Source organism: Marinilabilia sp. (assembly GCF_016278715.1).
Classification (GTDB): domain Bacteria; phylum Bacteroidota; class Bacteroidia; order Bacteroidales; family Marinilabiliaceae; genus Marinilabilia.
On sequence record NZ_JADQBH010000012.1, the window covers coordinates 13680 to 37694 of the forward strand.

The window sequence follows — 24015 nt, forward strand, 5'->3', positions numbered from 1 at the left end:
AAACCTAGTAGGGGAGTGTGGGGGTTCTCCACCTCCCCTTTTTTTACTGATGATTTTTTTGGATATGATAAAACTAACTAAGTACTTTCTGATGGTTGTTTTGGTTTTGCCTGTTTTTTTTGGATGCACGGGCAATGCTTCAACCGTAAAATCAGATGATGATGTGGAGAAGAGGGTGGAATCGCTGTTAAGCGAGATGACACTGGATGAAAAAATAGGTCAGATGTCTCAGGTGGATCCCGGCGTTTTCGGTGGTCTTGAGAATCTGAAAAAAGTTGTTCGTAACGGACAGCTGGGCTCTGTGCTGAATCTTATTGGCGCTAAAGAGGTGAATGAACTGCAACGCGTGGCCATAGAGGAAAGCCGTTTGGGTATTCCGCTTATTATCGGACGCGATGTGATTCATGGTTATCGCACAATTTTTCCCATTCCGCTGGGAATGGCTGCTTCCTGGAATGAGGATCTTGTAAGGGAATCCGCAGCTATTGCGGCCAAAGAAGCAGCTTCGATGGGTATCAACTGGACGTTTGCCCCTATGATTGATGTGAGCCGAGACCCCCGCTGGGGCAGAATTGCCGAAAGTGCCGGCGAAGATCCTTTGTTGAATTCAATGGTTGCCCGAGCAATGGTGCAGGGGTATCAGGGCGATGATCTTTCCGATCCGCTGACCATTGCAGCTTGTGCAAAACATTTTGTGGGTTACGGTGCTGCTGAGGGCGGACGTGATTACAATACTACGGTTATTTCCGATCTACAATTGCACAATGTATATCTTCCTCCCTTCAAAGAGGCTGTTAAAGCAGGTGCGGCTACGGTAATGACTGCTTTTAACGAAATTAACGGAATTCCTGCAAGTGGCCATAAACACAATATACGCGACATTCTGAAAAATGAGTATGGTTTCGATGGTTTTGTCGTCAGCGACTGGGCTTCCATTCAGGAGATGATTTCTCATGGTTTTGCCCGTGATCTGAAACATGCAGGTGAGTTGGGACTTGCTGCAGGTATCGATATGGAAATGGCCAGCAGGTCGTACAACGATTACCTGAAGGAGTTACTGGATGAAGGCAAAGTGGATATGGAATGGGTGGACGATGCTGTTGCCCGTATCTTGCGCATCAAATTTCGTCTGGGTCTTTTTGACAATCCTTATGTGGATGAATCTCTGGCTGATTCGTTGCTGGTGAATGTTGAGCATCTCAAGGTGGCGCGTAAACTGGCCGAAGAGAGTGTGGTTCTCCTGAAAAATGAGAACCAGGTATTGCCTCTGAAAAAAGGAACGAAAGTGGCCCTGATAGGTCCAATGGCTAACCAGCCTTATGAGCAGCTGGGAACATGGATTTTTGACGGGGACGAAAATGATTCTCAAACTGTTCTGGAGGCTTTCAATGCCTTTAATGGGGATAATAACGTATTTTTTGCAGAAGGACTGGAATACAGTCGTGATAAATCCACCAAAGGTTTTGCTGAGGTGGAACGTGCCATTGCCCAATCAGAGGTGGTGGTTGCAGTGGTAGGAGAGGAAGCAATTCTCTCGGGCGAGGCCAAGAGTCTTGCCGAACTGGATTTTGTAGGTGCTCAGGGTGAATTACTCAAATTGGCGGCATCCAAAGGGAAACCTGTTGTGATGATTGTTATGTCGGGACGCCCTGCCGGATTATTTAAGACTCAGCACCTGGCAAAGTCCATTCTTTATGCGTGGCATCCGGGTACAATGGCCGGACCCGCACTGGCCAATCTGGTTTTTGGAGAAACTGTTCCTGTCGGAAAACTTCCCGTGACCTTCCCCAAAGGAGAAGGACAGGTCCCTATTTATTATGCGCACAAAATGACGGGCCGTCCTGCCGATGCCTCTACCTGGACACACATCGATGAAATTCCTGTTCAGGCCGTGCAGCATTCACTCGGCAATACCAGTCATACGCTTGACTATGGCTTCACTCCTTTGTATCCTTTTGGGTATGGGTTGTCCTATACTTCGTTTGAATATTCGGATATCAATATTTCTGCTAAATCCCTTTCCATAGGAGAATCCCTGAAAGTTTCTGCTACAATAACCAACACAGGCGATGTAGAAGGAGCAGAAACAGTTCAGTTATACACCCGCGACCTGGTGGGTTCTTACACACGACCTGTGCGCGAGTTAAAAGATTATCAGCGGGTTACATTATCGCCCGGCGAAAGCAAGGAGGTTGTTTTTGAATTGAATTCCGACCAACTGGGTTTTTATTTTCCCGATGGTGAGTTTGTGGTCGAACCCGGCGATTTTCATGTCTGGATTGCCCCCAATGCCGCAGAAGGTTTGCGGGCCGAATTTGAATTACAATAAAACTGTTTAAGAGGGCGGAACCTGAGCATTTATGGTTCTGCCCTTTTGTTAATTTTAAATCCATTTATTATGATGTCCTTTAAAAAGCTTGCTCCCTTAGTTTTACTCCTGACTATTGTTTCGATTCCGGGTTGTTTCAGCGGAAATAAAAATGGGAAGGACCTCGTATGGAGTGAAGAGTTTAATTATGAGGGGGTGCCTGATGAAACCAAATGGAATTATGATACAGTTGGGAATTCTTATGGTTGGGGAAACAACGAACTGCAATTTTATACTGTAAAAAAGAAGCGAAATGCCTGGGTGGATGGGGAGTATTTAAACATCACAGCTATTAAAGAAAAGCTGGATGATTTAAACTATTCATCAGCACGGCTCACAACCAAAGGCAAAGGAGACTGGTTATATGGCCGAATGGAAATTCGGGCGCAAATACCGGGGGGACGTGGAATCTGGCCGGCAATCTGGATGCTTCCTACGGATTGGGAGTATGGCGGATGGCCGGAGAGTGGCGAAATCGACATTATGGAGCATGTGGGCTATGAGCCGGATTCTATTCATACTACTGTGCATACAGGTGCTTTTAATCATTCCATCGGAACTCAAAAAGGAAAGGCTACTTATGTGCCCGATTGTGAAGAGGCTTTTTATGTTTATGCCATCGAATGGGATAAAGAGAAGATTGACTTTTTTATTGATGATGACCTGGTTTTCACTTTTAATAATACAAAGGGTGGTTCGGATGAATGGCCATTCGACAAACGTTTTCATCTAATTCTGAATGTTGCCGTTGGTGGCAATTGGGGTGGCCTTCACGGCGTGGATGACTCCATTTTTCCTACCACCATGAAGGTCGACTATGTCCGGATTTATCAGTAAACGGTGGTTTTATCACTAAAGAGCCTGTCTTTTCGATTACTAACCTCAAAACGTTTGAGGCATATGCGTATACAACAGAACTGGCAGTTCCTTGGATGGGTTAACTTCATTAAACCCGGGTGACTACCCTGGGTAGAAACAACAAGTATACCGGATCCCCGAATAGGGGCAACGCTTAATCAGCCGATTTTTTATTGTTACAGAAATCTGTCATTGCAAATCCGGACCATTCGGGAAAGCAATCTCTTTTCTTTAACTAAACACCAATGATTGTCTTAGAAAAATCTTTTATGAAAACCATTCTCTTACTTTTCTCTGTTTTTGTTTTAATAACAGTATCCCTCTCGGCGCAGGGATTTCTTCATACTCAGGGGAAATATATTTACGACGGAAATAATGAGGAATTCATTATCCGCGGCCTAGGAACAGGAAACTGGATGTTGCAGGAGGGATATATGATGAAAACTGCCGATTTGGGTGGAACGCAGCATGAGTTTAGAGCCCGGCTGGAAAGGACAATAGGGGAGGCCAAAACTGATAGTTTTTACAATGCCTGGTTGCAATATCATTTCGCGCGGGCGGATGTTGATTCCATGAGATCATGGGGATACAATACTGTAAGAGTGGCCATGCACTACAAATGGTTTACGCCTCCCATTGAGGAAGAGCCTGTGGAGGGTGAAATTACCTGGCTTCCCAAGGGGTTTAACCTGCTTGATTCTCTACTTGGCTGGTGTGCCGGCAATGAAATGTATCTTATTCTCGATCTGCATGGAGCTCCGGGTGGGCAGGGGGAAGATTCTAATATCTCCGATTACGACCCGTCAAAACCATCTTTGTGGGAAAGTGAACTTAATAAGGACAAGACTGTAGCTTTATGGGCGAAACTGGCAGAACGCTATGCCGATGAACCCTGGATTGGCGGCTATGACCTGATCAATGAAACCAACTGGACTTTTCCTGAAGGAAACAATTCTCAAATGCGGGAACTTTACGGGCGTATCACTGATGCCATCAGGGAAGTGGATCAAAACCACATTATATTTATTGAGGGAAATAGTTTTGCCAACGACTTTTCAGGGTTGACACCTCCCTGGGATGATAATATGGTTTACAGTTTTCACAAATACTGGAATTACAATACGCGACAATCCATTGGCTGGGTTTTGGACATGCGGGAGACCTATGATATTCCTATCTGGCTGGGGGAGACAGGGGAGAATTCAAATACCTGGTTTACCAATTTGGTGAGTTTGTGTGAACAAAACAACATTGGCTGGTCGTGGTGGCCCGTCAAAAAGGCGGGAATTAATAACCCACTCCGGGTTGAGGTCAATGAAGGGTATTCCCAATTGCTAAGTTACTGGAAAGGCGAGGGTGTTGAAATGACGGAAGAAAAGGCTTTTCAGGCTGTTTTGAAATTTGCTGAAAATCATAAAATTGAGAACTGCTTTGTTCAGAAGGATGTGATTGATGCAAAGATCAGACAGCCACACACTATAGAAACCGTTCCTTTTACAAAACACACTACGGGCGCCAGAATTTTCTTTTCAGATTACGATTTGGGGCGTGTTCATTATGCTTATTTTGACAATGACACTGCCAATTATCATTTGGATCAGAATGGTGAGTACACCAACTGGAATCAGGGCTGGTCATATCGCAACGATGGGGTGGATATAGAACCCTGTTCCGACCAGACGGAGCAATCTAATGGTTTCAATGTAGGATGGACAGAGGACGGTGAGTGGTTGCAATATACCATTGATGTTGAGGAAGAAGCCGGCTGGCAGTTGGCTATCCGGTATGCTGCTGCTGCAGAAGGTAGGATCCAGTTTGAGGCTGATGGGGTTCCATTGACCCCGGAGCTTTTGTTGCCTGCAACCGGAGGATTTCAAAGCTGGGATACATTTTTGTTGGAAGAGGTTGTGCTGCCTCAGGGAAATATTAAAGTCAGGTGTAAAATAAATCAAGGAGGTGTAAACCTTAATTACTTCTCCTTTGAAAACCCGGTGCCGGTTCAAAATGTTGGGTTTTCAGTGGTTTCAGCCGAAACGGTTTTTCCGGGCAATGCTATACGGATTTTCCTGAATAAGCCGATTTCAGAAGAGGTTTCCTCCGAAGCGATAAATGTGTTTAAAGTTACAGCCGATGGGAATACCACAGAGGTTGAACAATTTCAAAATTCACCATCTACTCCCCGTCAAATCGAACTTTTGCTGAATTCTTACCTCAAAAGGGGGGAAACAGTTGTTGTTTCCTATTCCGGGCAATCCATCATTTCTAATGGTGAAGAACTTCCCGACTTTGAGGTGGTTGTTCAAAACCAGTTGCCACAGTTTTTTCAACTTCCCGGAACGATTCAGGCAGAGGATTTTTTCGTAAACAATGGTTACCAGCTGGAGGATTGCCAGGATCAGGGGGGTGGCCTAAATACCGGTTTTGCCAATCCGGGGGATTTTGTGGACTATCTGGTGGAAATAGATAAGTCCGGAGCTTTTAGAGTGGAATACCGGGTCGCAACTGAAAGGATTGCTCCGAAACTGGTATTTTATCAGGAGAAAGAGGGGGAAATGGTTCCCCTTGATACCATGACTTTTCAATCAACCGGCGGATGGCAGGATTGGGAAACGCAATACGGAGAAGTATCTCTTGATAAAGGCAGATATAAGATACGTCTTTCCACACTTTTCTCAGAATATAATTTAAACTGGATTAAACTCTCGGTGGGAGCATCGGTCAATAATATTGATTATTCGAATAATCTGGTTTTTTATCCAAACCCGGCCAGGACTGTTTTAAACGTGAAGCTTCCTTTTCACAACAATGGCCAATTACTATTTTTTGCATATGATACCGCAGGAAATGTAGTGAAAACCTGGAAACGAAATGCCGGTCAGGAAATAGAACTGATGTTGGATGGTTTTTCCTCTGGATTTTATGTTCTGAAGATTTGGAAAGGAGAGAAGGTTGTCAGCGGAAAGTTTTTTGTCTCTTGTCGGAATTGAAATGATACCTTTTGGGAAAGATAATTTATTATAAACTAAATTGGCACCTTGTTTGTTGCACAAGAACAAGATAAAATATCTTTGATTTTTTAAAGATTTGAATTGTTTTATTGATAAATCTAAAGTCCTCTTTTTTTCATAGCCATAGAGATAAAATATGAGGACAAAAATCCCCTGCATAAGCTTGCGGGGGATTTTGCTTTTTATAGTTCCGGGCAGGGGGAAATCAGAAAGTAGTGCTGGTCATTGTATGATATGTGAAAAACGAGGTCTTCCCGGCTTGGATATTTACTGATATCTGGTCATTGACAGAGTTGTGCCCTGAAAAGTTGAGGTGAAGTGTATGCTGGCCGGCAGGCATTGGAATTCTGGCATAAGAGACGGAATAAGGGAGTGACTGCCAGTTGCGGGTGTCTGCTTTTTCGGTCATGGCATTGATGATGCTTACTATGGTTCCGAGGTTTTCGTTTTCATTGGCGGCGAGTTCCTCCATTGCTTTTTTGGTGGCCAAACGCAACAGGCTACTGCCCAGTTCTCGAACCATTCTGTCCTGCAGGCTCTGGTACGCTATTTTATTAATATTCTCAGCTTGCTCAAGAGCAATTGTTTCCCCGTTGAATTGTATGCTGCCTTGCGAAAAAACCGGCGAGCGTTCCCGGTATTTGGGAAATGCCACACGCAAAAAAGAGAGGTTTTTAAATGCTGCTTTCTCACGCGATGACAGGCTGTTGGCAGAATAAGTATAATTCAGGCCCATTTCCTGGTTTCCAAGGGCTACAACTCCGTTGGACATCCCATAATTGGAAATGGTAATTTGCCATTCCTCTTTGATGGGGCCCATTCCATTGAGCCAGAAAACGACAAGTTCTCCCTGATCTTTTTTTGTTCCGGCAGGAGTTTTAAGGTTAAATTTGTCTTCATAAAAACGAACCTTGTCCGAAAAACCGGTCTTTTTTGCAGCGCTCAGCAGATCTTTTTTGAGTTGATGAGGCGCTTCCATACCGAATAGTTCCTTATAATCGGTTTCATATATTTCCAGTGCATTGCGATAAGCAATGAAGGCGTCGTTGTTGTCTCCTGCAGCCTCATAAATCATACCCATCAAGTTGTGGGCAAATGCATCGCGCTGATATTTGTTTTTATGGTCTTTGTATTTATCGTTGATTTGTTGCAACCGGATATTTACCCGTCTTGCTTCTACCAGCGCTCCTTCGTAATCGTTGAGCGCCAGAAAAGCCAGAGATTTGTAAAAATGAACCATGACGGCTTCAAAATCTTCCGGTCGGTAGGGTTTAACCATGGGGTTGGAGATAAGCGAAAGTGCTTCCCATCCATAGTTTTTAGAAAAATCCTCAATGTAGTAGTCGGCCTTATTCAAATAATCAATACTTTCCCGGTAATCATTCATCATAAACGACACCACGCCGCGATTCATAAAATACAAAACACGATGATTGTTTTCGGCCCATTTGGTATCGCTGGCAAGTAATTTTTCTGCTTTTTTAAAATTTCCGTTCGCAATACTCGATTGTACCTGATAGGTTTTTTGATAAAAGGTAGCACAGGCACCCACGAAGAGTGCAAGTACAGAAAACAATATTACCTTTTGAAATCGGGCCATAAATCAATTTTCAATTACCAGTTATCAATTACCAGTTATCAATTACCAGTTATCAATCGTCAGTTATCAATTATCAATTATCAGTGGTTATTCATTGATAACTGATAATTGTTCATTGAACATTAATTTTTTATGTATTTTCTGATTTTCTTGTCGCCAATCCAGACAATTTCACTTGTCTCCATGTCGGTAAGTTCCAGATTTACCTGATAATAATTGACTCGTTCTTTTTTGTAGGTGTCCACAATTGAGTTGATATCGCCGTTCATCATAAAGTCGGCCCCGAGTTCACGTCCCCAAGCTTTCATTGTTTCAGGAGAAGCAAATTCCTGCTGGGCAGCACGTTCACGGCGCAGTTCTTCACGTTTATCGCCCGCCTGAACCAGTCTCACTTTGCCACTGTTGATAAAAGTCCGTTCCACGTCTTTGATAAAAGTCTCGGCCTCAATATGTTCGTGCGACTTGTTGTACACCAGTCCAACGATAACCACCGGTTTTTGTCCGTTATGTTTTTCCTGGAAATTATTCAACCAATGGGCTTCCAGTACTTGAGCCACCATTGCTTCCGCAACAATGCGGGAATCGGTGTCGTTCCAGCGACCACTCAGGTCAATAACCTCTTCGGTGTCGATGCGTTCTACTTTCCGGGTTCCGCAACTTTGTAGAAAGGCTGCAAAAGTCAGAATTGCGAGGAGATAAGCTATTTTTTTCATAAATAATTGTATTAGAGGGTTAACTGTTTGTTGATTAAATAAAATATTAAAGATATCTCTTAATTTGCTCTGTCAACTGTTCTGGTTCCTGAACCGGTAGCTCAAAAGTCAAATCCAGACCATTGTCGAATCGCCCTGTGAGACCAACTTTCAGTTTGGCTTTTGATAGCTTTATCATCGCAGTTGCGGGAAAAGCATCATCGGCCGAATAAACAAATAAGGCGTCCAGGTCTCTTTCAACAAATTCCTTTAATTCTGGACTCTTGGGCAGGAAGAAAAACGAAAAATCTTTTAATGACGCGAAATAAAGTTTTTTATCACTGATTAAATTTTCTCCCGTACCGGGCATATTAAAAAATCCTACAGCCCAGGTGTTTATATGAAGGGTGTTTAGCTCTTTAATAAACGCTTTCACCCCCTTTCGGCACTTTTCTGATGAAGCATCAAAAAATATGCCGACATTTTTAAGGTCGTTCAGCTTTTTCATCTCTACGTAGCGCTTGTTCCTTTTCAGGGAGTTGCGCAACAGCCATTTGCCGATAATTTCTCTTTGTTTTTTAAATAGTATCACGAGGGTTTTGTTTTCGGTGACGGAGCAGAGTGGACAGAATTACTCTTCTCCAATGAGTTCAAGAAATTGATTTTCTGATATTATTGTAACTCCTTGTTTTTCGGCCTTTTCCAGTTTGCTGGGGCCCATGTTTTCTCCGGCAACGAGGTAGTCTGTACTCCCTGTTACTGAGGCGGTATTTTTCCCTCCATGGGCTTCAATCATCTCTTTTAGCTGGTCTCTTGAATACTTTGTAAACTTTCCACTTATCACAATACTTTTCCCTTCAAGAACATTGGATGCCTGTTGATGATTATTATTTTCTTCATTAGCTTCCAATTGGAGTGCAAATGTTTTTAATTCTTCAATCATTTTTTGGTTGGCTTCCGACTTAAAAAAAGCAAGAATACTTCCTGCAATTCTTTTGCCAATTTCGTCAACGGCTATAAGATCCTCTTCTGATGCATTGGCCAGCTGGTCAATTGAAGTGAATTCTTTAGCCAGTTTTTTTGCCACAGTTTCTCCTACAAACCGAATACCAAGTGCGTACAATACCCGGGGCCAGGGGACTTCGATAGACTTTCTGATGCCGGTGATAATATTTCGGGCTGATTTGTCTCCAAATCGGTCCAGTGTTATCAACTGGGAGGCTTTTAATCGGTAAAGGTCGGGCAGGGTACTGACCAGTCCTCTTGTGTAGAGTAGATTGACGGTTTCTGCACCAAGTCCGTCGATATTCATGGCACGTCGCGAAATAAAATGCTCAAGTTTTCCTTTAATCTGTGGTGGACAACTGGCTGAATTGGGGCAATAATGGGCCGATTCTCCTTCTACCCGCATCAGGGGAGCTTCACATTCCGGACATGATTTTATGAATTCAACGGGGGTGCTTTCAACGGGGCGTTCTTCAAAAACTACTCCGGTAATTTTTGGAATGATTTCCCCGCCTTTTTCGACTCTGACCAAATCATTGATGTGCAGCCCCAGGCCGGAAATGATATCTGCATTGTGAAGTGAAGCCCGCTTAACGGTAGTTCCTGCCAGTTGCACCGGCTCCAGGTTGGCAACCGGGGTAACAGCTCCGGTACGTCCTACCTGGTAATCGACAGAGAGGAGACGCGTTTGGGCTTCTTCTGCTTTAAATTTGTACGCAATGGCCCACCGGGGACTCTTGGCAGTGAACCCAAGTTGTTGTTGAAGTTTTATATCATCAACCTTTATCACAGCCCCGTCAATTTCAAATGGCAAGTCGTGGCGCGCACTATCCCAGTGTTTTATGAAATCAAAGACTTCATCGATGGATCTACAAACCTTCGTATGAGGTGATATTTTTAAACCCCACGATCTGGCTTTCATGAGGTTCTCGTAATGACTCATTGCCGGTAGGTTCTCGGAAAGCATGTAATATAGATAGGCATCCAAAGGTCTCCTGGCTACCAGTGAGCTGTTTTGCAGCTTGAGTGAACCGGCAGCCGCATTTCGTGGATTGGCAAAGGGCATTTCACCGGCTTTCTCTTTTTCTGCATTGAGCCATTCAAAGCCTTTTAACGGCAGAAATATCTCTCCACGAATTTCAAACTCATCGGGAAAGTCTCCTTTCAGCTTGAGCGGAATGGACCTGATGGTGCGCACATTTTGCGTTACATCATCACCACGGGTACCGTCACCGCGGGTTATCGCCCGAACCAACTTCCCGTTTTGATAGGTAAGACCGATTGCTGTTCCGTCGTACTTCAATTCACAGGTATATTGAAAGTCGCTTCCCACTTGCTTTACCACCCGATTGTGAAAGTCCTGTAATTCTTCTTCGGAGTAAGTGTTGCCGAGCGAAAGCATTGGGTATCGGTGGTTCACCTGCTCAAACTCTTTATTGAGGTCGCTGCCAACGCGCATCGACGGACTGTCGGGGTCTTTAAACTCTGGAAACTCTTTTTCCAGGTCCATAAGTTCCCGCATTTTCCGGTCAAACTCCTGGTCGGTGATTTCAGGATTGTTCTCAACGTAATATTTATGGTTATGCTGGTTAAGTTCCTCCCTCAGTTCTTCTATTTTCTGTTTGGCAACTTCTCTTTCCATTTTATATTAAGGTGTTTGGTGCAATAATTCTTTGGTTTTTTTGCTATAGTTTAAAATAAAGTTGTTTCAATTAGAGATTGCTTCGGGCTGAGCCCTCGCAATGACGTTTTTGTTGTAAAATGGAAGATGTAGGCATAGGGCAGGGCGGCGATGTCGCCCTGCCCTATGCCTACATCTTCTCAATCGACCTGAGACTTTGTCATTGCGAGGGCCTGGCCCGAAGCAATCTCAATATTTACCCATGCAACAATAAATTTAACCCTTGTTTTTTTTATTTAATGTCGTAACAAATTGATAATAAATTCCTTGAATTTAAAATGTTCAGAATGTTAAGATGTTGTTTTTCAATATGATTCATCTAACCTCCAACCTCTAAAAATCTAACGATCTATTGTTAGTGTTGAGCAAATTTAGGCTTTTTGAGCGAATATCTATCCGAATGAGCATCATTTGTCGATCATACCCACACCTCTGAACCATTCTATACACTCATTCATTCCTTTTTCAATATTTTCAAACTCCAGACCAAGCTCTTTTTGTGCTTTGGCTGATGAGTAAAAGTTGTTGATACATAGCATTTTAGTGTTGATTGATGAAAGTTGAGTTTTAATGCCGGCCAACCTGAGTAGATTTCCGAAGTAGCCGGCTGTATTGAGAATAAATGCTGGGATTGTTAAAATAAGCGGATGATTAACTTCTGCCCCTGAAAGTTTCTGGAAGAAGGTACGGAAGGAGAGGTTTTCTCCGGCCAGCAGATAGGCCTGTCCGTTTTTTCCTTTTTCGAGCGCTGCTACAACGCCTTTGGCCGCATCTGTTGCATTGACAAAATTTTTGCCTCCTGGAGGAGAGAATATTACCCGTTTTTTATGCCCCATCAGGATTATTTGCCCCGATCCGGGTTTGCCGTCATAGGGGCCAATCATAAAGGTGGGGTTTACCACAGAAACTGCTATCTGATCCTGGTACTTAAAGACCTTTTTTTGGGCTTCAGCTTTGCTGATGGCATAATATGATTTAGAAAACGGTGGTTTGATAGGTTTTTCTTCTGTTCCAGGTTGTTCCCGGGTTCCGTATCCAAAAGCATTGGCAGAGCTGACGAAAACAAATTTATCGACCCCTTTTTTTATGGCCAATTGTACCAATGATTCAGTAGCTTCCACATTAACAGCTTCGTAGGTGGCATATTTGAGAATGCTTTGGGAGGTGAGTGCTGCAACGTGTATTACGAATTTACAATCATTGAGCACTTCTTCCATCCGTTTATGATTGGTAATGTCTCCGTCAACCAGTTCCAGCTTTTGATTTTTGGGACCCTGGTATTTGGCAGGATCCCGCAAAAGACCCTTTACTTCGTAGTCTTTTTCCAGCAGTGCCGCAATAACGTTGGTGGCAAGCAGTCCATTGGCTCCTGTAACTAATACTTTCGACATATTCCCTGATGGATATTTTGGTGTCCAATAACTATTGGTTTGATTATTTTGTGGCGTGTACATAAAGAGGTTGTTTTCTTCACAAACTCTCAACCTCAACCTCAACCTCAACCTCAACCTCAACCTTAGTCTCAACCTCAACCTCAGCCTCAACCTCAACCTCAGTCTCAACCTCAGTCTCAACCTCAGTCTCAACCTCAACCTCAACCTCAGCCTCAACCTCAGTCTCAACCTCAACCTCAAAACCCTTTAACCCTCAATTTCTCTTTTTGCGGCATTGGTCATCAGTTGCATTTTGATTTGTGGGGGTAGCAAGGCCAGCAAAAATTTATTAATGTAATTGCGCTTGCCCACAATTATATAGGGCTTCCTTTTCAGCATTTTGCGAATACTCACCTTGGCAGCTTTTTCAGGCGTTACCAGGCCAATTTTGCCTAAGAGACCTTGTTTCTCAATACGCCCGGTAATTTCCGCGTTGGTTTTCATCGGACCCGGAAGCACAACGCTTACGAATACAGAAGTTCCTTTTAATTCCTGGCAAAGCGCTCTGGAGAAATGCTGAATGTAACGTTTGGTGGCCGAATAAACGGTTTTAAATCCAATAGGACTAAAGGAGGCCATACTGGAAACATTCAGGATGTAGGACTCATCCTGCCGGAGTAAATTGGGCAACAATTGATGGGTAATTATCGAAGTTGCCATAACGTTTATTTGTATTAGATTCTCAATGTATCTCAAATCGCTTTTATGAAAGCATTGGGTACCTCCGGTTCCTGCATTGTTTATCAAAATGTTGATATTAAATTTATTGTTGGCCCATTCTGTCATTTTAAGGAGTTCGTCACGGTTGGTGAGGTCGGCTTCGTAAGTTTCGGCATCCACTCCCAAATGGCGGCATTGGGCTGCAGTTTGTTCAATATTTTCGCCAGGCAACGCGACCAATATTACATTGAAATGCTGCTTGCTTAATTCGAGTGCCAACAGCTTTCCAAAACCCTGACTTCCTCCGGTGATTAGAGCGTAATGACTTTTTTTTCTCATCAATTTTCTAATTTTTTCAACCATCTGGTGTTTTTCTCGTCTAGTTTATTGAAGAAATTACGATAACCGGGAATTTCTAAATCTGTTTTTTTCAGTGCTGATTTCAGATGAAAGGGTTTGTTTTCGGGTTGTCACTTTTTTCCTTTTACATGGATAATATTCGTGATAATGCAAAACCCGAATATAACGATTTATTTGTTCAGGCACATTTTTGTTTGGAATGATTTTGCTAACTTACAAAGCAAAATATCTAACCTTTAAAGTTTTTCAAATTATGAAGAGAAATGTATTTTTTATTTTGACATTCGCTCTTATGCTTTTCACCGGGTGTGGAAGCCAGGGAGCAGATAAGTCAAATAACCCCGGTGGCATCTCTGATGTTGAGGAGATTAGTGATGAAGCCGCTGATTCGATTTCCGCGAAAATAGAGGAAACCCGAACGGAACTGGACCAAAAAGTGGAAGAGGTCGACGCGGCCCTTGAGAAAATCGAATAGTTTTTCGATGAAAAAGAGTGTGTTTTGGTTCCTAAACCTGAATTTTTTTTTTTAACTAACTTTTATTCCAATGAGGATATTGTATTTTATATTAATGCTGTTTATAATGACTTTTTCCGCTTCACTTACTTTTGGTCAGGGAAATAGCGACAAAGGACTTAACAAGGTACAGCAGAAAGCCAACAAAGAAAAAGCGATAGTTGAGCAGACTGAAGATTCAATCAAAGGTGATTCAGAGGGTGATTCTTCTGAAGGCTGGCTGAAGAAAGAAAGAAAAGAAAAAGGGGAAAAATCCAATGGCAAAAACTCCCGCGAAAAAATGTCAAAAATGGAGAATGGAAATGCCTTTGGAAAAGAGAAAGAAGGTATGACCGGACGTGAATTTGGGCAGGAACGCGCACGCGAGGCTCGCATGGAACATCAAAAGAATCTGAACGAGTCCATTAAAAAAGGGAAGGAAAAATCAATTGAAGCCAGAGAAAGAATTCTTGTCGCTGAGGAAAAGAATGAGAAGGAATTTAAAGCCGGAGATATTTCTGAAGAGGAATATGAAAGTAGAAAAGAAAAAATAGAGGAGGCCCGCGAGAAAGTTGATGAACTTGAGGAGGATTTGAAAGAAGCCGAAGAAGAGAAAATTGAAAAAGCAGAGGATGCTGATGAAGAAGCTGCCGAAGCTGCTCGTGAGGCAGAAGAAGACATTGAGAATTGATGGGGCCTTCCCAATGAAAGCCTGAATAAGTCAGGCCAGAATATCATCCCTGCTTTGTAGTTGCTGTTTGCATCTGCAAAGCAGGTTTTTTTTGTGACGTTTGTTGGCTCAACCATTTCAACAGCTTGTGAATTATTTTTTATAAATGATTGGTCTTTGGTTTAAACTCAGTGAGTCAACATTATACTAACCTCCAGCCTCTAAAATACGAACCAACTAACGAATGTGAAAAAATGAACTTTTAAAAGAACATTTTCTCCTTATATATCGTATGCTATACCATTGCATTTTAAAAATTAAATCTTACATCTCTTGTTTAGAGCCGTTACCATATTCTTCATGCTGTTATTAAACTATCCTTTATGGATGTGTGGTAACGGACAGGAAATGGATCTGGATGAAAACCCTAATATAACGTCTTTGTCGTATCCTCAATGGCAAGATTCAGTAATTCATGTGATAGGGGATCATAATTATGCTCCGTATGAGTTTCTTAATGAAAACGGGCAGCCGGATGGATTTACCATAAACATTATTAAGGCGGTTGCTTCGGTTTTGAAACTCAATATTGAAATTGAGTTGAAACCATGGGGAGAGGTCAGAAAATCTGTTGACCAGGGAGATTTTGATGTTGTTTCCGGAATGTACAAAACGGCCGAACGGGAAAAAAAGGTTGATTTTACCATTCCTCATTTTATCAGTTCTTATTCTCTTTTCGTGCGAAAGGGGACTAAAATCAGCATAGATGAAGATTTTAACAATAAAGTGGTCCTGGTTCAGGAAGGAGACCTGGGGCACGATTATATGAAGGAAAAACATCCCCGGGTAAGATTGATAACGTTTACCGATTTTGGAGACTTGTTTGTTGCACTTTCTGAGGGTCTTGGCGATTGTGCTTTACATTCCCGGCTTCAGGGATTAAGGTTTCTTAAAAATAGTAATATTGATAATGTTAAGGATTCGGGAAAGGCTGTAATTCAACAAAAATATTGTATTGGAGTACCCGAAGGCAGAACAGAATTGCTGGCCATCTTAAATGAAGGTCTTAGTATCATAAAAATCAATGGAACCTATGATCGTATTTATCAGGAATGGTTTGGTGTGTACGAAAGCGAAATTGTTTCCTGGAAAAGTGTTGCGAAGTATGTCCTTTGGATTATTCTTCCCCTGATTTTTCTTGTAATTGTTTTTGTTATCTGGTCTTATACTTTAAAAAAGCAGGTTCGTAAAAGCACTCTGGATCTGCAGTATGAATTGCAAAGAAGGCAGGCAGTTCAAAAAGAACTGGAACAGTTTCAGCGGCAGCTGGAAGAGCAAAATCAGCAGTTGGTTCAGAGAAACGAACGAATTGTAAATATGAATGAAGAGCTTAAAACCGCAAAATTGCTGGCCGAAAAAAATGATAACCTCAAAACTGCTTTTTTGGCAAATATGAGTCATGAAATCCGAACGCCCATGAATTCTATTATCGGGTTTTGTGAATTGCTCGAAATAGAGGCTGAGGAGCCAACGGTGCAGAAATATACCGGCATTATTTCGAACAGTGCCCAAAGGCTGATGCGACTACTGGATGATATTATCGATATTTCTAAAATTGAAAGCGGGGTAATTGGGTTTTCAATTTCTCAGGTAAGTTTAAAATCGATTGTCAGTGAGCTGTATGATCAATATTATTTAGCCGCCACCACCAAAGGCTTTGACCTGGTGGTACAGGCAGACCCGAAATGCGAAGCTCTTTTATTGAACACCGATCTAAATCGCTTGATGCAGGTTTTGAATAATTTACTAAATAATGCTTTTAAGCATACCGATGTCGGTTTGGTGGTTTTGGGATGTAGTAAACAAGACAATTATTTAAAATTCTGGGTGTCTGATACAGGAAGAGGAATTCCGGAAGAGGATTTGCCCCATGTTTTTGAAAGATTCTACCAGGCAGGAAATCATCAGGCAGGAGGTACTGGTCTGGGACTATCTATTGCCAGAAGAATCGTTGAATATTTGGGTGGTGAACTGGGTGTCGAAAGTATAGAAAATGAGGGAAGTGTATTTTGGTTTACACATCCTTTAAACCTAAATTCCGACAGAAATTAAGAGGATGAATATTATTTAAACCGCATAAGAAACCTTAGACAGGAAAAAGGGATTAAACCATATAAGGCATTTAAGTTGAGTTCTTCTCAACGAAAGGTTGTTACTGGTGGCTTTTCCTTTTTCGTCCAAAAAAGTACTCTTTAATTCTGTTTTTCAGTTCCATTAGCAGTGGTTGAGCCCATTCGGTCACCAGTGACGGAATCAATCGTACCGGGTGCAAATAATACCCAATTTCCAACATACGAATTTCCAGTTGTTTTTCACTGTATTTGACTTTATACGCCAGGTGGGTTTTTTGCGCCGTTAGATCTTTGAAACTTTTGATGTGGCGGTAGTCATTATTTTTCTTAGGCTTTTTCATAAGTTACAATTCATTGTTTGGTTCGATAATCCCTTTTTAAAATATTGGCCATAATTCCGTATTTTCCGGTTAATCCGAGTCATCATCAAATTTGGGAAACATTAATTCAATGAATCTTTGCACAACGTGTCGTTCAATAAGCTGTTTTCTCAAAAACCAGAAAATCAATGCTGCGATTAAAAACAGGCCACCCATGGCAGCAAATCCAAGTGCATAAGAGTCGAGCCAGGAGCCAAGTACCAAACCGGCAGCAATGGAGAAAAACATAAAAACAAAGAAAAACAGATAGAGCATAACTGTCTTGGTCATGAAACTGGAAAAAAACCGTGACATCTCACCGGCTATGTGCAATTTTATCAAATCAACACGGATTTGCACATATTCTTCAAGTTCATTTTTGAGCTCATCAAGTTCGCTGGTAATACTTTCTTTCATAAGAATAAAATTTGTCTAAGCTATAGGTCTTATGGGATTCGCGATTCGATAATCCACACCTTCTTTTTCGTGTTGGAGAACGGAAACTTCACTGTCGTGTCGTCGTTCGGTGTTTTGAAAATATGCAATTTGAGAAATTTTCCTAAAATAAAAAAGTTGTTCTGGTAAAGAACAACTTTTTTGATGGTTTCTTTTGTTTTTTTTATTTCGCTTTTTCAGGAGCTTTTCGATATTCCTCCATCAGTTTTTCAATCCGGGTTTCCAAATCCTGAACTCTTTTGCGGGCGTCTTCTTTCATTTCGCTTCCTTTTTCTTTAAGCTTTACCCGCATTTTGTCCAGTTCCTCTTCCAACTCATCAATCTTAATTTTTATCTGACGACGAGTATCTTCTCCTGTCTGAGGCGCATACAAGAGTGCAAGTGCAGCTCCGGCAGTAGCACCCAATATAAGTCCTCCTAAAAATAATCCGGTATTCTTCATAATCTATTGGTTTTTACAATTCAACATTCAATTATTTAAATATAGAGTTTTTTTTTGAAAATGTCAAACGAGCTTGAGCGGAAATCGTTTATGAGATAACCAATTTGAAGAAGGAATTGTTTGGATGAAACCGGAAAATTGAATTAATTGATCATAATTTAATGAGAACAGGTTTAACATTATTTTAGTCTGATGCATTCAACGATTGTTTTATCTTTGAGTCTGCTACGAAAAGAAGTGTTTTTGTCAAAATCGGGAGCAGAAGATTTCTTAAATGTCGTTAACTGGTTGTTGGTAAGGAGGTAATGGTTTTCTGTATCGAAGATATTGGCAACCAGGAACCTTTTCCTAGCAGGCTCATCTTTACCATTCAAAATAATATTGTTATGCCCAATCTGAATAAGCCTATTACTTCACCAGAAAGAAAAGATATATTACAAAGCTATAAAGCTTTACTTGAAGTATCTGAACCAATTATCCACCAGGGTGATGTGAAAATGATTCGGGAGGCCATTGCTGTATCTCTTCAAAAAGGCAGGAATATCAGGCGCATTTCAGGTACTCCGGCACTGTTGCATTCTTTGGAAATTGCCCGTATTGTCGTTGAAGAAATTGGTCTGGGACGTACTTCTCTTATATGTTCTTTGCTTTACGACGTGCTGCGGAATGGCGAAATAACCCTGGAAGAGATCCGCGAACAATTCGATGATCATGTGGTACTGATAATGGAGGGCTTGTCAAAGGTTGCGGATCTATACAACAGAAATACTTCCATAAAAACTGAGAATTTCCGCAAGTTGCTGCTCACCTTCGCTCAGGATGTAAGAGTGATCCTGATAATTGTGGCCGATAGGCTGCGTACGATGCGTACCTTGGATCGCTACGACCAGCAGAGTCAGGAAAGTATTTCTGCCGAGGTTGCTTATCTCTATGCCCCAATGGCTCATCGTCTGGGACTTTATACCATTAAGTCGGAGATGGAGGATTTGGTAATGAAATTTTCCAATCGTGAGATGTATAGGTTTATTGCCAAAAAACTGAATGAAACCAAGCGGGCAAGAGACAAGTATATCCGGGAGTTTATTGCTCCGCTGAAACAGGAATTGGATGAGCAGGAGCTCAATTTTGACATCAAGGGACGTACCAAAACCATCAATTCCATCTATCACAAAATGCGGAAGCAAAATGTTGAATTTGAACAGGTTTACGACCTTTTTGCTATACGCATTATTGTCGATACAGATATTAAAAAAGAGAAAGCTGAGTGTTGGAAAGTCTATTCAATTGTCACCGATAAATACCAGCCCAATCCCAGTCGTTTGCGTGACTGGCTGTCGGTTCCAAAAAGCAATGGCTATGAGTCGTTGCATACCACCGTATTAGGGCCTAACCACAAATGGATAGAGGTGCAAATACGAACCAAAAGGATGGATGAGATTGCGGAAAAAGGTCTCGCGGCTCACTGGAGATATAAGGGAATCAAAAGCGAAAGAGGATTGGATCAGTGGCTGACCAATGTTCGGGAAATTCTTGAAAATCCAGAGGTTAATGCAGTTGATTTTATTGATGATTTTAAGCTTAACCTTTACGATGAGGAGGTGTTTGTTTTTACACCTAAAGGAGATCTCCGCCGATTACCTAAAGGAGCTACTGTTTTGGATTTTGCATTCGATATTCATTCCGAAGTTGGTAAGAAGTGTGTGGGAGCCAGGGTCAACCAGAAAAATGTTTCTATTAAGTATGCGTTGCGAAATGGCGACCAGGTGGAAATCCAGACTTCTTCTAACCAGGAGCCCAAACGCGATTGGCTGAGTGTGGTCAGCACTTCCAGAGCGCGTACCAAACTCAAACAAGCACTGCGGGATATTGAATACAAAGAGGCAGAGATAGGACGCGAAATGCTGGCCCGAAGGTTGAAAAACTGGAAGATGGAATTGACTGATCAGCTTATCGGCCAACTGGTGAAGTATTTTCGTTACAAATCGGTGCACGACTTCTTCAGAGACATTGCTGAGGATAAGTTAGATGCCGTGGCGGTTAAAGAATATATTCTCAAGGACCGGGAAAAAGAAAAAGAACTTGCCGGAAGCCAGTTGGCCGGAAGAAGTGCAGAAAATTTTGTTACGCCAGCCGAAAAAGAAGAGGAAACTGCTCAGGATGTTTTGTTAATTGACAAAAATCTGAGTAATGTAAATTTCCAGCTTGCGAAGTGTTGTAATCCCATATTTGGAGACGATATTTTTGGTTTTGTGGCTGTTTCCGGAGGCATTCGAATTCATCGAAAAAACTGTCCCAATGCCCCCGATATGCGCAAAAAATACGGTTACCGTATCGTTCCGGCCCGATGGACAGGCGAAGCCGGTGGTTCATATCTGGCTGCCCTGAAAGTCACCGGTGAAGATGATATTGGTATTGTAACTAATATTTCTCAGGTGGTTTCAAAAGATATGGGGTTGAAGATGCGGTCCATCAATGTGAACTCGCACGATGGTGTGTTTGAGGGAACACTTTCGGTGTTTGTGAATAACAAGCAGCTTCTCAATACTTTGATGAAAAAGATTAAAAGCATCAGAGGGGTCTTTGACGTTTCCCGGTTCGATGCAGTTTGACCGCTGCAGCGGGTGTAAGATTTGAGTCCCCTTCTTGATTTTTTCATCTATCTTTTTTACCTTAATGCAAGATAACGCTTAAAAATCTAAGCTATGAAGGACGAAAAAATTATAACACTGGCCACACGTACTTATGAACATGCACACATTGTTCGTTCACTTCTTGAATCCGAGAATATTGAGTGCTTTCTGGAAAATGTGAACCTTCTTCAGGGGGCGGTTTCTGAAGGTGTCAAGATAAGGATTCGGGAATCGGACCTTGAAAAGGCGGTGCAAATAATGGAGGAAGTGGAAAAGCCCGAACTGCTCAAAGCTGAAGAACGCAAAAGAGGCCGTCCTGCCCGTGCACGTATTTTATTACCGGTCGATTTTAGTGATTATTCATCTAAGGCTGCTGAGATGGCTCTTGATTGGGCTGCCCGTCTGGGTGCTGAAATCACCGTTTTACATGTATTCTATAATCCGGTTATCAATACGCTTCCTTTTACCGAAGCTTATGTGTATGATACCAGTATGGATGAGATGCTGATTGACCTGGAGGAAAAAGCCAAAGAGGATATGAAAGGCTTTATGGGCCATTTGAAAAAGCTCAAAGCCGAAAAAACAATTGAAAACCTGACTGTGAAATCTAAACTTCTTCGTGGTGTTGCTGAAGATGAAATCATCCATTTTAGCGAGGAATACCAGCCCACCGTTATTATTATGGGTACCAGAGGTAAGGATCGAAAAGCTTCCGACCTGATTGGAAGTGTGACAGCTGAGGTAATGGAGGGAGCAAAAGTCCCGGTGCTCGCAGTTCCTGAAGATTTTATTTATCAGGGCATCGATAAAATGAAGAAAGTATTGTATGCCACTAATTTTGAGGAATCGGACTTTGTGGCCCTGGATAAACTGGAAAAACTGGTGAAGCCCTTGGATGTATCCATAACTTTTGCACATGTTTGTGAAAAAACTTCCGCTAAATGGGACAATCTTAAAATGGAAGGGTTGAAAAAGTATGTGTCTGAAAAATTTCCGGGAACAAAAATTGAATTCGACCTGGTGAAAAATGAAGATTTTTGGGTTGGGATGGAGAGTTATGTCAGGAATAAAGATGTTGATATTATTAGTTTGACAACTCACCGGAGAAATATTTTTTCAAGGATTTTTAATCCCAGTGTAGGCAAAAGAATGTTGTTTCATTCTACAACACCCCTGCTGGTATTTCATGCCAGGTAGGTAGCTGATGTGAAAAATGATTTTTGATATTTTTAAAGCCTGTCTTGTTTAATGCTTTGCCTGCAAGACAGGCTTTTTTTTTCTTAAAAAGCCATGGTTTCATTTCGATGGAACTTCTGACTGATCCTTTAATGGTGACGGAAAAAAGCAAAAAAATATTACATTCGCATAGCATCCAAAGGAAGTCATGAAATAAAAATGACCTCAATCAGGAATTGAGTAACTATATTAATCAGGGAGTCAATGAAATGTACTCCTGAATAAAGAAAGCTGGAATGAAAGGATTTGCAAGTGACAATAATTCAGGAGTGCATCCTGATGTAATGAGCGCAATACTTGAAGTAAACACAGAACATGCTGTCGGTTACGGAGGCGATGAGGTAACTGCCCGGGCAGAAGCACTTTTTCAAAGATTTTTTGGAGAAAAATCTAAAGTTTTTTTTGTTTACAATGGTACCGGAGCCAACGTCATTGCCCTGCAGGCGATGACTCGTCCCTTTAATGCCGTTATTGCTTCCGAGACGGCCCATATTAATGTGGATGAATGTGGAGCGCCCGAAAAACACTCCGGTTGTAAGATGCTGACAATAAAAACCCCCGACGGAAAACTAACGCCGAAATTGATTCAACAACACTTGCATGGTTTCGGATTTGAGCACCACTCACAACCGGGGGTGGTTTCCATTACTCAATCTACCGAGATGGGAACTTTGTACACGGTGGAGGAGTTGAAAAAACTTTCAGATTTTGTGCACACCAATGGTCTGTTTCTCCACATGGATGGTGCCCGGATTTCTAACGCTGCTGCAGCCCTTGGGTGCGATTTCAGAGAGATAACTACCGATGTGGGTGTTGATGTGCTATCGTTTGGAGGTACCAAAAACGGACTGATGTTTGGGGAAGCGGTGGTGTTTTTAAATCCTGATTTTGCCGGCCACGCCAAATACATTCGTAAACAAACCACCCAGCTTCACTCTAAAATGCGCTACATAGCTGCTCAGTTTGAGGCCTTGCTGGCCAATGAGTTGTGGCGGAAAAATGCAGAACATTCCAATCGTATGGCAACTCTTCTGGCCCAGGAATTGGAAGCTGTTAAGGAGATTCAGCTGACTCAGAAACCCGAGGTTAACGGGGTTTTTGCCATTGTTCCTTCGCATATCATCCAACCTTTGCAGGAGAAGTATTTTTTTTACATGTGGGATGAAGCAAGAAATGAGGTGCGCTGGATGACTTCCTTCGATACCAATGAGGACGAGATTAAAGGGTTTGTGGCCGAAATAAAGAGATTGTTACAATAAACAACAGCCAAGAGCCAAGAGCCAACAGCCAAGAGCTAACAGCCAACAGCTAAGAGCCAAGAGCTAAGAGCCAAGAGCCAACAGCTAAGAGCCAAGAGCTAAGAGCTAAGAGCTAAGAGCTAAGAGCCAAGAGCTAACAGCCAAGAGCTAACAGCCAAGAGCTAACAGCCAACAGCCAAGAGCTAAGAGCTAACAGCCAACAGCTAAACTATTTGTTATGACCAGTATGTCCGAACATCAGATAAAAGCAGAGCGGAAAAAGATACTTTATAGTGCCGTTTTTCCGATGCTTCTGCTGTTGCTGATGTTTCTGGCGCATTCTGTTCAGGCATTGGAAGAGACTCATTGGTTTTTTCTGGGGGTAAAGCCTTTGTCGGTCGAAGGATTGCCAGGAATTTTGTTATCTCCTTTTATTCATGCAGACTGGGGCCATTTGGGTGCCAATGCCGGTCCCTTTCTTGTGCTGACATCCGTTTTGTTTTACGTTTATCGCGACATCGCACTGAAGGTGTTTATCTGGATTTATGTGCTGGCAGGAATCTGGTTGTGGTTTGGCGCCCGCGATGCCTGGCATGTGGGAGCAAGTGGTTTGGTTTACGGGATTGCTTCGTTTCTCTTTGTGAGTGGCATTATTCGCAATTATGTGCCCCTGATTGCTTTATCTATGATGGTC

The 24015-nt window shown here is 42.2% G+C and carries 20 protein-coding genes; 11 read left to right on the forward strand and 9 right to left on the reverse strand.

Features of this window, described 5'->3' with window-relative positions; translation table 11 throughout:
* Positions 1-64: 64 nt before the first annotated feature.
* From bglX to QZZ43_RS00750, 3 genes are all read left to right on the forward strand, one after another.
* Complete coding sequence (gene bglX, locus QZZ43_RS00740) at positions 65-2329, forward strand: beta-glucosidase BglX (protein WP_291855010.1); 2265 nt, start codon at positions 65-67, stop codon at positions 2327-2329.
* A 69-nt stretch (positions 2330-2398) separates the two neighbouring features.
* The gene (locus QZZ43_RS00745; protein ID WP_291855013.1) at positions 2399-3205 is read left to right on the forward strand and encodes a glycoside hydrolase family 16 protein; all 807 of its coding nucleotides are present in this window, start codon (positions 2399-2401) and stop codon (positions 3203-3205) included.
* 290 nt (positions 3206-3495) lie between these two features.
* Positions 3496-6213: a carbohydrate-binding protein gene (locus QZZ43_RS00750; RefSeq protein WP_291855017.1), complete on the forward strand. Its 2718-nt coding sequence runs from the start codon at positions 3496-3498 to the stop codon at positions 6211-6213.
* A gap of 226 nt (positions 6214-6439) precedes the next feature.
* On the opposite strand, the gene QZZ43_RS00755 is transcribed toward QZZ43_RS00750, so the two are convergent.
* The 5 genes from QZZ43_RS00755 to QZZ43_RS00775 all read right to left on the reverse strand — a co-directional run bounded on the left by QZZ43_RS00755 (position 6440) and on the right by QZZ43_RS00775 (position 12666).
* The gene (locus QZZ43_RS00755; RefSeq protein ID WP_291855020.1) at positions 6440-7834 is read right to left on the reverse strand and encodes a hypothetical protein; all 1395 of its coding nucleotides are present in this window, start codon (positions 7832-7834) and stop codon (positions 6440-6442) included.
* Between the two features lie 122 nt (positions 7835-7956).
* Complete coding sequence (locus QZZ43_RS00760) at positions 7957-8547, reverse strand: penicillin-binding protein activator LpoB (RefSeq protein WP_291855023.1); 591 nt, start codon at positions 8545-8547, stop codon at positions 7957-7959.
* Between the two features lie 46 nt (positions 8548-8593).
* A complete protein-coding gene (locus QZZ43_RS00765; RefSeq protein ID WP_291855026.1) occupies positions 8594-9118 on the reverse strand; it encodes a hypothetical protein in 525 nt (174 codons plus the stop codon).
* Between the two features lie 39 nt (positions 9119-9157).
* Positions 9158-11173, reverse strand: a complete 2016-nt coding sequence (ligA, locus tag QZZ43_RS00770; RefSeq protein WP_291855029.1) for an NAD-dependent DNA ligase LigA — start codon at positions 11171-11173, stop codon at positions 9158-9160.
* A gap of 446 nt (positions 11174-11619) precedes the next feature.
* The gene (locus QZZ43_RS00775; protein ID WP_291855032.1) at positions 11620-12666 is read right to left on the reverse strand and encodes an NAD-dependent epimerase/dehydratase family protein; all 1047 of its coding nucleotides are present in this window, start codon (positions 12664-12666) and stop codon (positions 11620-11622) included.
* A 7-nt stretch (positions 12667-12673) separates the two neighbouring features.
* Here QZZ43_RS00775 and QZZ43_RS00780 point away from each other — a divergent pair, with 7 nt between their 5' ends.
* Entirely contained in the window at positions 12674-12856 is a 183-nt protein-coding gene (locus tag QZZ43_RS00780) for a hypothetical protein (protein WP_291855035.1), read from the forward strand.
* On the opposite strand, the gene QZZ43_RS00785 is transcribed toward QZZ43_RS00780, so the two are convergent.
* A complete protein-coding gene (locus QZZ43_RS00785; RefSeq protein ID WP_291855037.1) occupies positions 12853-13644 on the reverse strand; it encodes an SDR family oxidoreductase in 792 nt (263 codons plus the stop codon). The two genes, QZZ43_RS00780 and QZZ43_RS00785, sit on opposite strands and share 4 nt — an antisense overlap.
* A gap of 274 nt (positions 13645-13918) precedes the next feature.
* Between QZZ43_RS00785 and QZZ43_RS00790 the strand changes: the two genes are divergently transcribed.
* The 3 genes from QZZ43_RS00790 (at position 13919) to QZZ43_RS00800 (ending at position 16940) form a co-directional block, all read left to right on the forward strand.
* A complete protein-coding gene (locus QZZ43_RS00790; protein ID WP_291855040.1) occupies positions 13919-14140 on the forward strand; it encodes a hypothetical protein in 222 nt (73 codons plus the stop codon).
* A 70-nt stretch (positions 14141-14210) separates the two neighbouring features.
* Positions 14211-14849 carry a hypothetical protein gene (locus tag QZZ43_RS00795; protein WP_291855043.1) on the forward strand — a complete coding sequence of 213 codons (639 nt, stop codon included), beginning with the start codon at positions 14211-14213 and terminating at the stop codon, positions 14847-14849.
* A gap of 339 nt (positions 14850-15188) precedes the next feature.
* A complete protein-coding gene (locus tag QZZ43_RS00800) occupies positions 15189-16940 on the forward strand; it encodes a transporter substrate-binding domain-containing protein (RefSeq protein ID WP_291855047.1) in 1752 nt (583 codons plus the stop codon).
* Positions 16941-17040: 100 nt separating this feature from the next.
* On the opposite strand, the gene QZZ43_RS00805 is transcribed toward QZZ43_RS00800, so the two are convergent.
* The 3 genes from QZZ43_RS00805 to QZZ43_RS00815 form a co-directional block, all read right to left on the reverse strand.
* Positions 17041-17301 carry a hypothetical protein gene (locus QZZ43_RS00805; RefSeq protein WP_291855050.1) on the reverse strand — a complete coding sequence of 87 codons (261 nt, stop codon included), beginning with the start codon at positions 17299-17301 and terminating at the stop codon, positions 17041-17043.
* 69 nt (positions 17302-17370) lie between these two features.
* Positions 17371-17736 (reverse strand): phage holin family protein, encoded by a 366-nt coding sequence (locus tag QZZ43_RS00810; protein ID WP_291855055.1) that lies wholly within the window; start codon positions 17734-17736, stop codon positions 17371-17373.
* A 202-nt stretch (positions 17737-17938) separates the two neighbouring features.
* Positions 17939-18217, reverse strand: coding sequence for a YtxH domain-containing protein (locus QZZ43_RS00815; protein WP_291855058.1), 279 nt, complete (start codon positions 18215-18217; stop codon positions 17939-17941).
* A 386-nt stretch (positions 18218-18603) separates the two neighbouring features.
* Between QZZ43_RS00815 and QZZ43_RS00820 the strand changes: the two genes are divergently transcribed.
* From QZZ43_RS00820 to QZZ43_RS00835, 4 genes are all read left to right on the forward strand, one after another.
* Positions 18604-20826, forward strand: coding sequence for a RelA/SpoT family protein (locus QZZ43_RS00820; RefSeq protein ID WP_291855061.1), 2223 nt, complete (start codon positions 18604-18606; stop codon positions 20824-20826).
* Between the two features lie 93 nt (positions 20827-20919).
* Positions 20920-22044 (forward strand): universal stress protein, encoded by a 1125-nt coding sequence (locus QZZ43_RS00825; RefSeq protein ID WP_291855064.1) that lies wholly within the window; start codon positions 20920-20922, stop codon positions 22042-22044.
* Positions 22045-22319: 275 nt separating this feature from the next.
* A complete protein-coding gene (locus QZZ43_RS00830) occupies positions 22320-23342 on the forward strand; it encodes a low specificity L-threonine aldolase (RefSeq protein WP_291855067.1) in 1023 nt (340 codons plus the stop codon).
* A 217-nt stretch (positions 23343-23559) separates the two neighbouring features.
* Positions 23560-24015: rhomboid family intramembrane serine protease (locus QZZ43_RS00835; RefSeq protein ID WP_291855070.1), on the forward strand; the 456-nt coding region annotated here is incomplete at its 3' end.